The sequence below is a fragment of the Curvibacter sp. GW821-FHT09D12 genome (assembly GCF_059416245.1).
Window position 1 is genome coordinate 310,011 of the sequence record NZ_JBWKOU010000006.1, and the last position, 14,534, is coordinate 324,544.

14 protein-coding genes are annotated in these 14,534 nt (G+C 66.6%); 9 read left to right on the top strand and 5 right to left on the bottom strand.

Annotated features, from left to right (window positions below; all coding sequences use genetic code 11):
- Positions 1 to 20 precede the first annotated feature (20 nt).
- Positions 21 to 857, top strand: a complete 837-nt coding sequence (locus tag AC07PT_RS12700) for a shikimate dehydrogenase family protein (RefSeq protein ID WP_492348392.1) — start codon at positions 21 to 23, stop codon at positions 855 to 857.
- On the opposite strand, the gene AC07PT_RS12705 is transcribed toward AC07PT_RS12700, so the two are convergent.
- The 4 genes from AC07PT_RS12705 to AC07PT_RS12720 form a co-directional block, all read right to left on the bottom strand.
- A complete protein-coding gene (locus tag AC07PT_RS12705) occupies positions 858 to 1,688 on the bottom strand; it encodes a KilA-N domain-containing protein (RefSeq protein WP_492348393.1) in 831 nt (276 codons plus the stop codon).
- A gap of 75 nt (positions 1,689 to 1,763) precedes the next feature.
- The gene (locus AC07PT_RS12710) at positions 1,764 to 2,714 is read right to left on the bottom strand and encodes an AEC family transporter (RefSeq protein WP_494656864.1); all 951 of its coding nucleotides are present in this window, start codon (positions 2,712 to 2,714) and stop codon (positions 1,764 to 1,766) included.
- A gap of 69 nt (positions 2,715 to 2,783) precedes the next feature.
- A complete protein-coding gene (aroQ, locus tag AC07PT_RS12715; RefSeq protein WP_492348395.1) occupies positions 2,784 to 3,230 on the bottom strand; it encodes a type II 3-dehydroquinate dehydratase in 447 nt (148 codons plus the stop codon).
- Between the two features lie 46 nt (positions 3,231 to 3,276).
- Positions 3,277 to 4,326, bottom strand: a complete 1,050-nt coding sequence (locus AC07PT_RS12720) for a Gfo/Idh/MocA family protein (RefSeq protein WP_494656865.1) — start codon at positions 4,324 to 4,326, stop codon at positions 3,277 to 3,279.
- A gap of 113 nt (positions 4,327 to 4,439) precedes the next feature.
- Between AC07PT_RS12720 and AC07PT_RS12725 the strand changes: the two genes are divergently transcribed.
- The 6 genes from AC07PT_RS12725 (at position 4,440) to AC07PT_RS12750 (ending at position 9,969) form a co-directional block, all read left to right on the top strand.
- On the top strand, positions 4,440 to 5,363 hold the full coding sequence (locus AC07PT_RS12725; RefSeq protein ID WP_494656866.1) for a LysR family transcriptional regulator: 924 nt from the start codon (positions 4,440 to 4,442) through the stop codon (positions 5,361 to 5,363).
- An 85-nt stretch (positions 5,364 to 5,448) separates the two neighbouring features.
- A complete protein-coding gene (locus AC07PT_RS12730; protein WP_494656867.1) occupies positions 5,449 to 5,589 on the top strand; it encodes a hypothetical protein in 141 nt (46 codons plus the stop codon).
- A 95-nt stretch (positions 5,590 to 5,684) separates the two neighbouring features.
- Positions 5,685 to 6,845, top strand: coding sequence for an acyl-CoA dehydrogenase family protein (locus AC07PT_RS12735; protein WP_494656868.1), 1,161 nt, complete (start codon positions 5,685 to 5,687; stop codon positions 6,843 to 6,845).
- 8 nt (positions 6,846 to 6,853) lie between these two features.
- Positions 6,854 to 8,464, top strand: coding sequence for an acyl CoA:acetate/3-ketoacid CoA transferase (locus AC07PT_RS12740; RefSeq protein WP_494656869.1), 1,611 nt, complete (start codon positions 6,854 to 6,856; stop codon positions 8,462 to 8,464).
- A gap of 60 nt (positions 8,465 to 8,524) precedes the next feature.
- Positions 8,525 to 9,310, top strand: coding sequence for an IclR family transcriptional regulator domain-containing protein (locus tag AC07PT_RS12745; protein WP_492348401.1), 786 nt, complete (start codon positions 8,525 to 8,527; stop codon positions 9,308 to 9,310).
- Positions 9,307 to 9,969: an HAD family hydrolase gene (locus AC07PT_RS12750; protein ID WP_494656870.1), complete on the top strand. Its 663-nt coding sequence runs from the start codon at positions 9,307 to 9,309 to the stop codon at positions 9,967 to 9,969. Before AC07PT_RS12745 ends, AC07PT_RS12750 begins: the two co-directional genes overlap by 4 nt.
- Position 9,970: 1 nt before the next feature.
- On the opposite strand, the gene AC07PT_RS12755 is transcribed toward AC07PT_RS12750, so the two are convergent.
- Complete coding sequence (locus tag AC07PT_RS12755; protein ID WP_494656871.1) at positions 9,971 to 10,825, bottom strand: shikimate dehydrogenase family protein; 855 nt, start codon at positions 10,823 to 10,825, stop codon at positions 9,971 to 9,973.
- A 614-nt stretch (positions 10,826 to 11,439) separates the two neighbouring features.
- Between AC07PT_RS12755 and AC07PT_RS12760 the strand changes: the two genes are divergently transcribed.
- On the top strand, positions 11,440 to 12,528 hold the full coding sequence (locus AC07PT_RS12760; RefSeq protein WP_492348438.1) for a porin: 1,089 nt from the start codon (positions 11,440 to 11,442) through the stop codon (positions 12,526 to 12,528).
- Between the two features lie 87 nt (positions 12,529 to 12,615).
- Complete coding sequence (locus AC07PT_RS12765; RefSeq protein WP_494656872.1) at positions 12,616 to 14,523, top strand: bifunctional sugar phosphate isomerase/epimerase/4-hydroxyphenylpyruvate dioxygenase family protein; 1,908 nt, start codon at positions 12,616 to 12,618, stop codon at positions 14,521 to 14,523.
- Positions 14,524 to 14,534 lie beyond the last annotated feature (11 nt).

Consider the following 14,534-nt stretch of genomic DNA (forward strand, 5'->3'; position numbering starts at 1 on the left):
TTTTGCCCCCTGGAACTGACATGCCCATCAGCGGAAAAACCCGACTCATTGCCCACATCGGCTACCCCACCGAGAGCTTCAAGGCCCCCATGATCTACAACCCCTGGTTCGAGCAGCAAGGCATCGACGCGGTGGTGGTGCCCATGGGCGTGAGGGCTGACGACTACCGTGCCACGCTGCAGGTGCTGCGGCGCTTCACCAATCTGCACGGGGCCCTGATCACCATGCCGCACAAGGTCGTCACGTTGGACCTGGTGGATGAGGCCACCCCCACGGCCCGCATCGCGGGCGCCTGCAACGCCATCCTGTTGCGGCCCGACGGCAGCCTGCTGGGCGACCAGTTCGACGGCGCCGGCTTTGTGCGCGGCGTGGAACGCAAGGGCTTTGCCCTGACCGGCCGGCGCGTGCTGGTGTCCGGCTGCGGCGGCGTCGGCTCGGCCATTGCCGCCTCGCTGGCAGCGGCTGGCGTGGCGGAGATGGCTTTGTTCGATTTCAACACCGCCGCTTGCGAGGCCCTGGCCGGCCGCCTGCGAGCCCACTACCCCGCGCTCAAGGTGAGCACGGGCTCGAACGACCCGGCCGGTTTCGAGCTGATCGTCAATGCCACGCCCCTGGGCATGAAGGAAGGCGACCCGCTGCCCTTTGATGTGGACCGCATCGCCCCCGGCACCTTTGTGGGCGAAGTGGTCATGAAGCAGGCCTACACCCCGCTGCTGCAAGCCGCGCTGGCCAAGGGCTGCCCGGTGCAATTGGGCACCGACATGCTGTTCGAGATGATCCCGGCCTACCTGGAGTTCTTCGGCTTCGGCAGTGCCACCCCGGAGCAACTGCGCGCCGTGGCGCAGATCCAGTACTGATCAGGCCGGGGGCGGCCCCTGCAGGGCCCGCAAATCGGCCAGTCCCAGCAGCGAACGCATCTGGGTGATGGCGATGGCGTTCAGCTGGGCCAGGCGCTGCTCCGAACCCAGGCCCTGATGTATGAACACCGCGTTGATGCTCTCCAGGTTGGAGAGCACCACCAACTGCTCCAGGGTGGCAGTGTCCCGCAGGTTGTCGCCGCTCTTGGCATGGCCCTGACGCCACTGGGCTGCCGTGAGGCCAAACAGGGCCATGTTGAGCAGGTCGGCTTCGCTGGCGTAGAGGGTGCGTGCCTGCTCCGGCGTGATGCGCGGTGGCATCAGGTGGGCCTGGATGGCATCGGTGTGGATCTTGTCGTTGACCTTGGCCAGCGTCCGCTGCACGTTCCAGGCCTGTGATTGGCTGCGGGCTTCCTCGTCTTTGAGGCGTTGGAATTCCTTGATGAGGTAGAGCTTGAATTCAGGGCTGAGCCAGGAGCCGAATTCGAAAGCAATGTCTTTGTGAGCGCAGGTGCCACCATAGCGTCCGGCGCGTGCGTGTAGCCCGATGGCGCCCGCGCTGGTGATCCATTTCTTGGCAGATAGGAAAAAGCTGTTTCGACCGGACTCATTTTTAATTCCCTCGAATTCGGGGGAATTAAAACCTGGGTTGTTGAGCTGTTCCCAAACACCCAGAAACAAGACGGTGTCCTTGTTTTTGAGCCGTTGTTCAATCAGGGCGCTGCCCCCCTCGAAGCCCTTCACCATGTCGGTCAGCGAAATGTAGTCTTGCTGATGCCTTGAGGTGATCGTGACGGCGGTCCCTTTGACGTTGATGTTGCGTGTGTTCATGGCAGTGCCCATTCGGGGATGCCTGAATGATTGAGGGCGGGCAGCCTGATCTTTGGATCAGGCAGTTCGTCGGCCTCACACCGTGTGCAACGCCATCAACAAGCCGCTGACAGTGAAGAACGAGACCACGGTACCGGCCAGCAGGGATGCGGCGGCGGTGTCTTCTTCGCCGTAGGCTTGGGCCAGGATGGTGTAGATGCCCATCATGGGCATGGCGGCGCTGAGCACGGCGGCCAGTTTGAGCTGGGGCGCCAATGGGGCCAGGCCGATCAGGGGCAGGGCGGACACGGCTGCCAGCACGGCCAGCGGATGCAGCAGCAGCTTGCCCGCCACGATGGGGGCCACCCGGCGCAGCAGGCGGCCAAACGACAGCCCGGTCAGGGTGCCGCCGATCACGAACAGCGACAAGGCGCTGCTGGCCTGGGCAAACAGGCCCACGCTGCGTTCCAGGGCAGTCGGCAGGTGCAGGCCCGACAGCGAGACCGCAAAGCCCAGCAGCAGGCCGATCACCATCGGGTTGGTGATCAGGCGCCGGCTGGTGTCCATCAGCATGTGCCGCCAGCCCGTGGCGTGGCCGCGCGCGCGCTCGGCCATGGCCAGCAGCAGCGGGATCATCAAGGCGTTCTCCACCACCATGTTCAGGGCCAGGGCCACACCGGCCACGGGCGCCAGCGTCAGCACCAGGATCGGAAAGCCCACAAAGCCACTGTTCGAGCACGACATGCCCATGGCGTAGCAGGTGCTTTGCAAGGCGGGGTGTCGACCCAGCCGGCGCCAGGCGGCATAGCCCAGCCCCATCGTCGCCAATGAGCCCACCAGGTAGGCCACCAGGTAGCCGGTGTTCAGGATCTCGCCGATCGGGCGCTTGGCCAGCGCATTGAACAGCATGGCCGGCAAGGCCAGGTTGACCACGAACTTGCCGAACAGGCGCATGTCGGGCTTGCTGAACAGGCCGGCGCGCGTGGTCAGAAAGCCCAGGGCGATGGCGATGTAGATGGGGCCGGTGATGGCCAGGATGTCGAGCATGTGGGAGGCTGAAAACGGCTCAGCGCCCGCGGGCTTCGGCCGGCGGGCGCTGAGAAAAAATCAATGGGATCAGGTTTGGGCTTGTTGTACGGCTGACACGGCGGCGCGCAAGGCCAGCAAGTAGCTGTCCACGCCAAAGCCGCAGATCTGGCCCTTCACGATCTCGGCAAACACCGAGACGTGGCGGAAGGCCTCGCGCGCATGGATATTGGACATGTGCAACTCGACCACCGGCACGGTCAGGATGGCCAGTGCGTCGCGGATGCCGTAGCTGTAGTGGGTCCAGGCACCGGCGTTGATCAGCACGGCGTCCATGCCTTCCTCGTAGGCCTGGTGGATGCGCTCGCACATCGCGCCTTCGTGGTTGGTCTGGAAGCTCACCACTTCGGCACCAAGCTCGCGGCCCAGGTCTTGCAGTTGGCCATCGATCTGTTCGAGCGTGATGGTGCCGTACTGCTTGGGGTCGCGCTTGCCGAACATGTTGTGGTTGATGCCGTGCAGCATGAGGATCTTCATCGCTTGTCTTTCTGTGTTGCTTGAATCGGGTGGTGATCAGGGGGCTTCAAAGGAGTTCGACCGTCTCGCCATTGGCCGCCGCGCGGGCGATGGCTTCGGTCACGCGCAGGTTGGCCAGGCCGTCGCGTGCGCTCACCAGCGGGGGCGCTTCGCCACGCACCACGGCCCCGAAATGCGCCATCTGCTGCATGATCGGATCGTCGCGCACCAGACCCACCACGCCCACCTCGAAAGGCTTCCACCAGGAGGACTCGCCGCTGCGGGGGTAGGTTTTGAGCCGCATCGTCGGAACCGACAGGCTGCCCTGGGTGCCGGTGATGACGTAACAGTCCTCGTCATCGTAACTTGGATAGGCCTTGTTTTCCTGCGAGGTCTGCTCCCAGCTGCGCGCACAGGCCGCGGTGTCGGACAGCATGAAGCTGCCCAGCACGCCATTGGCAAAGCGCAGGTTGATGCTCACGGTGTCTTCGACGGCGTGGCGGCGCACCGCGTTCGATGCCAGGGCCTGCACCGCCATCACCTCGCCACACAGCAGGCGCAGGTTGTGCACCTCGTGGATCAGGTTGAGCAGGATCGGGCCGCCGCCGGGCTCGCGTCGCCAGGGCCCTTCGTCAAAGTAGCGCGCCGGCTTGAAAAAAGTGGCGCTGCCCATCACCGCCACCAGGCGGCCCAGGGTGCCGGCCTGCACCACCTCGCGGGCCTTGGCCATGATGGGGCTGTGGGCCCGGTGGTGGCCGATCAACACCCGCCCCGCCGTGGCGTCCACACGCTCGACCAGGGTCAGGGCTTCGGCCACGGTGGGGGCGATCGGCTTTTCCAGCAGCACCGGCAGGCCGGCCGCCAGGCATTGCAGGGCCTGCGGCACGTGCAAGGTGTTGGGGGTGGCCAGCACGATGCCGTCGGGGCGGTCGTGGCGCAGCAGTTCGTCCAGGCTGGGGTAGCAGGGCAAGCCCGCCGCCGCGGCCAGGGCCTGCGCGGCAGGGGAGGGGTCGACCACGGCGCTCAGGCGCGCGCCCGGGGTCTGTTGCAGGGCGGCCATGTGGGCCTGGCCGATGGTGCCAGCGCCGGCCACGGCGATGCGAAGGGAGTGGGTCATGCGTGTCTCAAATTCTGGAAGGGTCTTGTTGCGCCGGCCCTGCCACGATAAAACCGCTTGATCCATTCACAATGTGCTTGAAATTCCATTCACAATTTCCTGATGGTGAATAAATGAATCAAGCCTGGGACCTGGTGGACCTGCAGGTGTTCTGCCTCGTGGCCCGGCGCGGCAGCTTTGTGGGGGCCGCGACCGAGCTGGGCATTTCGCCGGCCTATGTGACCAAGCGCATCGCGGGCCTGGAGCGGGCCTTGGGGGTGACGCTTTTTCACCGCACCACGAGGCGGGTCTTGATCAGCGAAGCGGGCGAAGCCGCCTATGCCTGGGCCAGGCGGGTGCTGGAGGCCGCCAACGAGTGGCATGCCCAGGGGCCTGCGAGCGGGGATGCGCTGACCGGCACGCTGCGCATTGCCACCAGCCTGCGGCTGGGGCGCAATCACCTGTCGCCCATCCTGGCCAGGCTGTCCGACCAGCACCCCGCGCTGGAGGTGTGGCTGGAGCTGGTGGACCGCCGCATCGACCTGCTGGAGGAGGGCTTTGACATCGACATCCGCATGGGTGAGGTGACCGAACCGCACCTGATCGCCCACCTCATCCTGCCCAGCGTGCGCGTGCTGTGCGCGGCGCCCACCTACCTGGCCCGGCGCGGGGCCCCGCGTCAACTGGCCGATCTGGTGCAGCACGATTGCCTGCTGTTCCGCGAGCGGCACCAGAGCTTTGGCGTGTGGCGGCTGGAGGGGCCGCGCGGGCCCGAAACCGTCAAGGTCACCGGCACCCTGGGCTCCAACCACAGCGATGTGGTCAACCACCTGGCCCTGGCCGGCAAGGGCATCGTGCTGCTGTCGAGCTGGGATGTGGACGAGCCTTTGCGCAACGGCAGCCTGGTGCGTGTGTTGCCGGAGTATCGCCAGAACGCCGACGTGTGGGCTGTCACGGCCGCCCGGGCCCAGCAGTCGCCCAAGCTGCGCCATGGCCTCTCGTTTCTGGTCGATGAATTGCGCTCCGGTCCGAACGCCCTGCACACCTTCACCCACTGATCCGATGACCTGAAGGGGTTGATATTGGAATGATCTTCAAAAATGGAATAAGATTCCAGAAATTGAATTCATGCCACGATCACCCATGTCTGCGCCCACGATGTTCCCCATGCCCTGCCGGCTGATGGCCGGGCTGGCGTCGGCCTGCGCCACCTGGGTGTCGTGCGGCGAGGCGCTGTCGCGCCTGCCTTTCTTTTTCGGAGCCCGTTGGTACAGCAGCGCCTGAGTTGGCGCTGTCTTGTGCTCGCCATCCAGGCCCTGCCACGTCGTCGCTGTGTCGTCGCGTGGGGGCCTGCCGTTTCCCGAATCTGAAAGAACCCCATGGACTTCGCCCTCAATGACGAACAGAAAATGATGATCGACACCGTGCGTCGATTCATCGCCGAAGAACTGCAGCCCCTCGAAGACGAGATCGAGCAGCAGGGCTTTCTGGCCCCCGACAAGGCCCGTGCCGTGCACGAGAAAGCCAAGGCCCTGGGCCTGTACGGCCTCAACATCCCGGCTGAACATGGCGGCGGTGGCCTGGGCGTGGTGGACCGCATCCTGTGCGAGGAGCAGTTCGGCCACACCAGCGACATCCTGATCCGCCGTGCCTTCGGCAACATCTACGAGCCCTTGCTCAAGTGCCAGGGCGAGCAGGTGGAGCGTTGGCTGCGCCCCACGGTGCGGGGTGAACGCACCTGCGCGATTGCCATCACCGAGCCCGGCGCCGGCTCGGACGCCCAGGGCATCCGCACCCATGCCCGCCGCACCGACAGCGGCTGGGTGCTCAATGGCAGCAAGCACTTCATCAGCGATGGCGAGTGGAGCGACTTCTTTCTCGTCTCGGCCAAGACGGGCGAGCGCGAAATCTCGATGTTCATGGTGGACAAGGGCCTGCCCGGCTTCACCGTGGGCAAGGACCAGAAGATGATGGGCCTGCGCGGCACGCCCCACGTCGAGCTGTTCTTCGACAATGTGCCGCTCGAACCCGTGGCCTTGCTCGGTGAGCAGGGCCAGGGCTTCAAACTGGCCATGGGGGCGCTCAACGTGGTTCGCCTGGCCCAGGTCGGCGCCCGTGCCGTGGGCAAGGCCAGCCATGTGCTCGAAAAAGTGGTCGACTACGCCACGCAGCGCCAGCAGTTCGGCCAGCCCATCGGCGACTTTCAGATGGTCCAGCAGATGCTGGCCGACAGCGTGATCGAGATCAACGCCGCGCGCTGGATGGTGTTGCACGCGGCGTGGCAACTCGACCAGGGCCAGGATGCCCGCGAAAGTATCGCCCAGGTCAAGGTGCATGCCGCCGAAACCCTGGGCCGCGTGGTCGACCGCGCCGTGCAGGTGTTTGGCGGCATGGGCTTCTGCAAGGAGCTGCCGATCGAGCGCTACTACCGCGACGCCCGCATCTACCGCATCTTCGACGGCACCAGCGAGATCCACCGCACGGTGATTGCGCGCAGCGTGCTCAAGAAGGGCGCCACCCTGTTCGACCTGCACCGTTGAGGCCCGACATGAGCGAACACAAGCCATCCAAGTTCATGAGCCCGGCCCAGGCCGCGGCGCTGATCCGTGACGGTGACACCGTGGGCCTCATGGGCGGCGGTGGTGGCCTGATGGAGGCCACCTGCCTGTTCGAGGCGGTGCAGGCCCGCTTCCTGGCCAGTGGCGCACCGCGCGACCTCAGCGTGGTGCATGCCCTGGGCATTGGCGACAAGAAGAGCAAGGGCATGAACTGCTTTGCCCACGAGGGCCTGGTGCGCCGCGTCATCGGCGGCCATTGGGTCTGGTCGCCGGCCATGCAGCAACTGGCGCTGGACAACAAGATCGAGGCCTACATCCTGCCCGGTGGGGTGTCCAGCCAGTTGATGCGCGAGATCGGTGCCGGCCGCCCGGGCCTGCTGACCCATGTGGGGCTGGGCACGGTGTGCGACCCGCGCCAGGGCGGCGGCCGCATGAACGAGCGCGCATGCGACGACCTGGCCGAGGTGCTGCAACTCGATGGCCGCGAGTTCCTGCGCTACAAGCCCTTTCCCATCCACATCGCGCTGGTGCGGGCCAGTGCGGCCGACGAGGACGGCAACATCAGCTTCGAGCATGAGGCCGCCAACCTCGATGCCCAGTCGCTGGCGCTGGCTGCGCGCAACAGCGGCGGCCGGGTGATCGTACAGGTCAGGGAGCGGCTGCCCCGCGGCGCCCTCAAGGCGCGCGAGGTGCGCATCCCGGCCGCCTGGGTGGACGCCATCGTGGTCGACCCCGGGCAGCGCGCCAGCTACGACATCCCCTTCGATCCGGCCCTGAGCGGCGAATTGACGGGCGAAGCCCGCCATGCCAGCGAACAGGCCGACCGGGAGGCCGAGCGACTGGCCGCCACCCAGGCCTTTGGCGAGCGTCAGGCCGTGGCCCGGCGGGCGGCCGAAGAGCTGTTCAACACCGGCAAGCCGTGCCCGGTGGTCAATTTCGGGGTGGGCGTGCCCGATGCCGTGGCCAAGCTGATCGCAGCGCGGGGCGAGCAGCACCGCCTGTACCAGACCATCGAGCACGGCACCTATGGCGGCACGCTGCTCGATGGCGTGCTGTTCGGCTACGCCCGCAATGCCAGCGCCATGCTCGATGCTGCCACGCAGTTCGACTTCTATGCCGGGGGCGGGCTGGACATCGCCTTCCTGGGTCTGGGCGAGCTCGATGCCCAGGGCAATGTCAATGTGTCGCGCCTGGGGGGCCTGACCGTGGGGCCTGGTGGCTTCATCGACATCGCCCAGAACGCCCGCAAGGTGGTGTTTTGCGGCACCTTTGCCGCCAAGGGCGTGAAGCTGCAGACCGGCGACGGCCAGATGCGTGTGCTGCAGCAGGGCCAGGTGCGCAAGCTGGTGCGCCAGGTCGATCAGATCACCTTCAGCGGGCCGCAAAGCCTGGTGCGGGGCCAGCAGGTGCTTTACCTCACCGAGCGCGCCAGCTTCAGGCTCACGCCCCAAGGGCTGGAGCTGTTCGAGTTGGCGCCGGGCATCGACCTGCAGCGCGACGTGATCGATCAGATGGCCTTCCGCCCCTTGATCGCCAGCGACCTGCGCACGATGGCGCAGGCCCATTTCCATGAGCCTAATGGGGTTGCGCTTGAGGCATGATGCAGCCCATGGCGGCACTCCAGTGGGTGCCGCCCCGTCAAACCTGAATGCCGTACCGCCATGTCCACTGCGCCCGCCGCTTCCAAAGACAACGCTGATTCCAGCGACATCATCGACAGCCTGGGCCGGGGCTTGCGCGTCATCGAAGCCTTCGACGACGCGCATCCGCGCCTGAGTTCGTCCGAGGTGGCCGCGCGCTCGGGCATCACCCGCACCGCCGCGCGCCGCTACCTGCTCAGCCTGGTGCACTTCGGTTATGCCGACACCGACGGCAAGCGCTTCTGGCTGATGCCGCGCATCCTGCGCCTGGGCCAGAGCTACCTCGATTCGGCGCGCCTGCCGCGCCTGGTGCAACCCTTCTTGCAGCGCCTGTCGGCCGACTGCGGCGAGACCTTCAACTTCAGCGTGCTCGACGGCCACGAGGTGGTGTACGTGGCGCGCAGCGCCAGCAACCGCATGGAATCCATCGGCTTTGCGGTCAGTGCACGGGTGCCGGCCCACCTGGTGACGCCGGGCATTGCGATGCTCTCCACCTTCCCGGTGCCGGCCCTGGAGGCCTGGGCCGAGGTGCACGAGTTCAACGCCTTCACCCAGAACAGCGCGGCCAATGCGCCGCAGTTTCTGCAGACCGTGGCCGCCGCCCGCCACCAGGGCTACTGGACCAGCGAAGGGCTGCTCACCCTGGGCTTGCGCGGCATTGCCCTGCCGGTGAAAGACCGCAAGGGCGAATGCCGGGGTGCCATCGGTTCGACCATGCCGGCCCAGCCCTATACCCACGACGAGATGGTGCAGCGCTTTCTGCCGCGCCTGACCGAGGTGGCCAACGTGCTGCGGGATCTGGTGTGAGCGCCCTCGTGCTGCAGGGCATCGACGCGTTGATCTTTGACTGCGACGGCACCCTGGTCGACAGCGAGGAGCCGGGCCTCGAAGTGCTGCATGCACTGGCGCTTGAAGCGGGCCTCAACCTGACCCTGACGCAGGCGCGGCTGCGTTTTCGTGGTGTGCGCATGACCGAGTGCGTGGCCTGGATCGCGGCCCAGCGCCCAGGCCGACCTGCCGGATTCGAGGCCGATTTCATCGCCCGGGTGCGGCGCCAGACCGACATCCGCTTTCACCAGGGCCTGCAGGCCATGCCGGGTGCGCAGGCGTTGCTGAGCACCCTGTGCGCACAGGGCCTGCCGATCGCCGTGGCCACCAACGGGCCGCGTGAGAAAGTCGAACTGTCCCTGGGCCTGACCGGTCTGCGCGAGCCCTTTGGCCCCCATGTCTACTGCGCCTACGAGGTGGGCAGCTTCAAACCCGAGCCGGGCCTGTTCCTGCATGCGGCGCAGGCCCTGGGCGTCACGCCGCAACGCTGCGCCGTGGTTGAAGACAGTCTGCCCGGCCTGCAAGCCGCCCTGGCCGCCGGCATGCGGGCCTGCTCGCTGCACCCCCGCGCCGGCCTGCCCGACACCCTGGTGCAGCAGGTGCACTTCATCGAGCGCCTTGACGACCTGCTGGCCTGAGTCAGGCCACGCGTTGCAAGGCCTGGCGCACCGGGCCCAGGTCGGCCGTCAGCGCATCGGCCATGGCTTCGAAGCCAAAGAAGCGCAGGTACTCGGGTACCTGCTGGGTCAGCATCTCGAAGCCGGGATGCACGGTGATGCCGCGCTTTTCACAGGCCTGCTGCAAGGGCGTGGCATGGGGCTTCATCAGGATGTCGACCACCGCTGCATCCGGCGCCAGGGCCGCCACGTCAAAGGGCAGCGGATCGTCGCGGTTCAAGCCGAGCGAGGTGCAGTGCACCACCAGATCGAAGCCACTGGCATCGGGTGTGGCCATGGCGTGCACCGGGCTGGCCGCGCCTTCGGCCAGGCGCGCAGCGATCCGCTGTGTGTGGGCTGGGTCGCGGTCCCACAGGGCCAGCTCGCCCAGGCGGCGTTCGGCCAGCGAGGTGGCCACGGCGGTGCCCGCGCCGCCCAGCCCCAGCACCAGCACCCGGCGGCCTTCCGGGGCCAGCCCGAAATGGTCCAGCGACTTGGACAGGCCCAGCCCGTCGAACAGGGCCCCCCGCAGGCTGCCATCTGGTTCGCGGCGCAGCGCGTTCACCGCCCCGGCGCGCCGGCCCAGCCGGTCCACGTGCTGGGACAGGGCCAGTGCGGGTGTCTTGTGCGGGATGGTGAGCCACAGGCCGGGCACGTTGGCGGCCGCCAGGGCACCGCGCACAAAGCCTTCGAAACGCTCGGGTGCCACCTCGGCAGGCAGCAGCACGGCGTTCACGCCATGGGCCTGGAACAAGGGATTGAAGACCTCAGGCGCGCGCACCTGGTTGACCGGGTGACCGAGCACGAAGAAGACCTGGGTGTGTCCGTCGATGAGCATGCGAAAAGGGCGCCGTTGCCGGCACTTCAATGAACGAGGCCCGCACGATAGTGGCTGGATCGCCGGGCTTCAAGCGGGCGCCACGGCGGGTGGGCGCACAGCGCGCAGGCCGTCCGGCCAGGCTGCCATCACAGGGTTTTTCCTTTGAGTGGCAAGGACTTGGCGGACACGGCTTGTTGTTTGTTGGACGTGCAGGGCGCTAGGGATATCCCCTGAATCGGGTGCCCGGCGCTCGACTTGCGCGCTATGCGCACGGGGCGCGAGGGCTTGCATTGAATTGGCCTGGTGCGATGCCTAGCATTCAGCCATCCAAGGTGCCGGGAGGGGCGCCGTGCCTTCGCGAGGGGGCGGCGTTCCACGGGTCTTTCGCTCGCGGCTGCCACCGCGGGCGATCAAGTCCGACGCCTGGATACCTGTTCCCCCAGGCTGCTGACGGCAGCGGCCCGGGTCCCCTGCAAAAGAGCGCCGGCCTGTGTGCCGACGCTGTTTTGTTCACCCGGCACGCAAACGGGTGATGAGTCTGAGCAACGCGCCGATTGAAACGCACAAGCAAGTCAAAACAAAGTCACCAGGAGCACTCCGTGAAGAAGACAAACCCCATCATCGCCGCCGTCATGGCCCTCGGCCTGGCCGGTGCCGCCCAGGCCCAATCCAGCCTGACCCTCTACGGCAGCATCGATCAATACTTCAACCACATGACCAGCAGCAGCGGTGCCAAGCTGAACACCTTGCAAGATGGCAAGGACCTGCGCAGCCGTCTGGGCGTCCGCGGGGTCGAAGACCTGGGCGGCGGTCTGTCGGCCAAGTTCCAGCTTGAAATGGGCATTGCCGCCGTGACGGGCGCCACTGCAGACGCCAGCCGCGCCTTCGACCGTCAGAGCTGGGTCGGTCTGGCCGACAGCAGCCTGGGTGAGGTGCGCATCGGCCGCCAGAACACCGCCATCTTCTACCGTGGCGACTACATCGACTACACCTCGCGCACCTTGGGCTCGATCGTCAACAACTTCGGCGTGCCCTCACGTTTCGACAACGACGTGTCGTACATTTCGCCGCGTTGGGCCGGCCTGCAACTCGAAGGCCATTTTGCGCAGCAACAGGCCAGCACCACCACGGCGCAGGTCAGCACCCCGATCACCCAGTTGGCCGCCGACTACCTGAACGGCCCGTTCCGCGTGGGCTACGCCGGCCTGCAGGCCAAGGCCCCGCAGAACGCTGCGATCAATGCCAATGTGTTCTATCACAACCTTTACGCCAACTACGACTACGGCAAGGGCAAGGTCTACGCCGTCTACATCAAGTCGAACAACATCGCGTCCAGCGCCAACGGCAACAACGCGGCCCAGGTGCTGGGCAATGTGGGTGGTGCGGTCAACTGGACCAGCGCCAGCGTGAACCGCACCTTTGATGTGTTCCAGGTCTCGGCCGACTACAACGTCAGCCCGCAACTGCGTGTGGGCGCCCTGTATGGCCGCATCAGCGACAAGTCGGGTGCCGGCCAGAACGCCAACGGTGGCTCGATCGGTGCGTACTACGCCCTGTCCAAGCGCACCACCTTGTCGGCGCTGTGGGAAACCATGCGCAACGACACCAATGCCGGTTTCCGCCCCTCGGGCTCGGCCGGCCTGTCGCCCAACTTCGCGGGCACGGACGTCAATGGCCGCACCATCAGCGGCTTCCAGGTGGGCGTGGTCCATCGCTTCTGATCTTGGGCTCCTGGGCCTGATGGAGGGCCTGGGGCGCTGCCCCAGGCCTTGTTGTTTCAAGAATTGATTTTTCCGGGCTTGACTTCGATGCGCCGTTCCATTGCCACCGTCTCCCTCAGCGGTACCCTGCGTGAAAAGCTGGAGGCCATCGCCGCGGCCCGCTTCGACGGCATCGAGCTGTTCGAGAACGATTTCATCCACTTCAATGGCTCGGCCCGCGATCTGGGGCGCATGGCGCAGGACCTGGGGCTGGGCATCGACCTGTTCCAGCCTTTCCGTGATTTCGAGGCCATGCCCGAGCCCTTGTTCCGCAAGAGCCTGGACCGCGCCGAGCGCAAGTTCGACCTGATGCAGGAGATGGGCGCCCAGTTGATGCTGTGCTGCTCCAACACCTCGCCCGCCGTGATCGACGATGCGGACCTGGCCGCCGCCCAGTTGTACGAGCTGGCCGAGCGGGCGGCCCGGCGCAACCTGCGCGTGGGCTTCGAGGCCCTGGCCTGGGGCCGCGTCACGAATCTGTATGGCCAGGCCTGGGACATCGTGCGTCGCGCCAATCACCCGCACCTGGGTTTGATTCTGGACAGCTTTCACACCCTGTCGCTGCGCGATGATCCGGCAGGCATTGCCGACATTCCAGGCGACAAGATTTTTTTCCTGCAGATGGCCGATGCGCCCTGGATGCAGTTGGATGTGCTGCACTGGGCGCGCCATCACCGCAACTTCCCGGGCCAGGGGCAATTGCCGGTGGTGTCCTTTCTGCAGCGCGTGCTCGAGGCCGGTTACAGCGGCCCGCTGTCGCTCGAAATCTTCAACGACGTCTTCCGCGGTACGCCCAACCGCCGCATCGCTGTCGATGCGATGCGCTCGCTGCTGTACCTTGAGAGCGAGGTGCGCAAGCAGCGTGCGGCCGCGACACCCGCCAACCCGGCGTCCGCTTCCTTGCAGGTCGAGCTGTTCAGCCCCCCGGCGGCTCCGGCGCTGGAGGGCTTCTCGTTCCTCGAGTTTGCCGCGCAAGGGGACTCGGCCGCTGAGCTGGGCGCTTGGCTGGGCAAGATGGGCTTCGAGCGCGTGGGGCGACACCGTTCCAAGTCGGTGGACCTGTACCGCCAGGGGGGCGTCAACCTGATCGTGAACGCCCAGCCCGGCTCGGTGGCCAGCCAGCGCTTTGAGGCGCATGGTGCCTCGGTGTGCGCCTGGGGCTTGCGCACGGGCAGCCCGCTGGCGGCGGTGAACCGCGCCACCGCGATGTGCTCGCAGCGCTATGACGGCCCCATCGGCCCGAGCGAAATGCACGTGCCCGCCATCGTGGTGCCCGGTGGCAACCTGACTTATTTTGTGCCGGCGGCCCTGGGAGAGATGGGGTTGTTCGAGGCCGACTTTGAACTGGCTCCGCTGTCGGAGCAGGCCGCCGTGGCCGATCTGCAGCACATCGACCACCTGGGCCTGGGGCTGGCGCTGGACCAGCGTGACACCTGGGTGCTGTTCTCGCGCGCCGTGCTGGGCCTGGAGACCGGCGACAGTGTCAACATCGCCGACCCTTTCGGTCTGGTGCGCAACCAGGCGGTGTTCAACCCGGCGCGCAGCGTGCGCCTGGTGCTCAACGTGTCCGACAGCCAGCGCACGCGCACCGCCCGCGACGCGCGCCAGCAGGGCGGCGCCGCCGTGCAGCACATCGCGTTCGCCTGCGCCGACCTGATCGGCACGGTGCGGCGCCTGCGCGAGCGGGGCGTGGCCTTTGTGCCGGTGTCACCCAACTACTACGACGACCTGCCGACCCGGCTCGACATCGAGCCGGCGCTGTTGCAAAGCCTGCGCGAGGCCGGCATCCTTTACGACGCCAGTGCCGACGGCGCCTACCTGCACATCTACACCGAGCGCTTCGAGGGCCGCTTTTTCTTCGAGTTTGTGCAGCGCATCGGGGGCTATGACGGGCAGGGCGGGCTCAACGCCTCGGCACGCATGGTGGCCCAGGTCGATGACCCGGTCGGACACTGAGGGCACCCCAC

Excerpts from the sequence above, each read along its gene's own strand:
- AC07PT_RS12700 (WP_492348392.1), top strand. The coding sequence starts at position 21 with ATGCCCATCAGCGGAAAAACCCGACTCATTGCCCACATCGGCTACCCC.
- AC07PT_RS12705 (WP_492348393.1), bottom strand. The coding sequence starts at position 1,688 with ATGAACACACGCAACATCAACGTCAAAGGGACCGCCGTCACGATCACC.
- AC07PT_RS12710 (WP_494656864.1), bottom strand. The coding sequence starts at position 2,714 with ATGCTCGACATCCTGGCCATCACCGGCCCCATCTACATCGCCATCGCC.
- aroQ (WP_492348395.1), bottom strand. The coding sequence starts at position 3,230 with ATGAAGATCCTCATGCTGCACGGCATCAACCACAACATGTTCGGCAAG.
- AC07PT_RS12720 (WP_494656865.1), bottom strand. The coding sequence starts at position 4,326 with ATGACCCACTCCCTTCGCATCGCCGTGGCCGGCGCTGGCACCATCGGC.
- AC07PT_RS12725 (WP_494656866.1), top strand. The coding sequence starts at position 4,440 with ATGAATCAAGCCTGGGACCTGGTGGACCTGCAGGTGTTCTGCCTCGTG.
- AC07PT_RS12730 (WP_494656867.1), top strand. The coding sequence starts at position 5,449 with ATGTCTGCGCCCACGATGTTCCCCATGCCCTGCCGGCTGATGGCCGGG.
- AC07PT_RS12735 (WP_494656868.1), top strand. The coding sequence starts at position 5,685 with ATGGACTTCGCCCTCAATGACGAACAGAAAATGATGATCGACACCGTG.
- AC07PT_RS12740 (WP_494656869.1), top strand. The coding sequence starts at position 6,854 with ATGAGCGAACACAAGCCATCCAAGTTCATGAGCCCGGCCCAGGCCGCG.
- AC07PT_RS12745 (WP_492348401.1), top strand. The coding sequence starts at position 8,525 with ATGTCCACTGCGCCCGCCGCTTCCAAAGACAACGCTGATTCCAGCGAC.
- AC07PT_RS12755 (WP_494656871.1), bottom strand. The coding sequence starts at position 10,825 with ATGCTCATCGACGGACACACCCAGGTCTTCTTCGTGCTCGGTCACCCG.
- AC07PT_RS12760 (WP_492348438.1), top strand. The coding sequence starts at position 11,440 with ATGGCCCTCGGCCTGGCCGGTGCCGCCCAGGCCCAATCCAGCCTGACC.
- AC07PT_RS12765 (WP_494656872.1), top strand. The coding sequence starts at position 12,616 with ATGCGCCGTTCCATTGCCACCGTCTCCCTCAGCGGTACCCTGCGTGAA.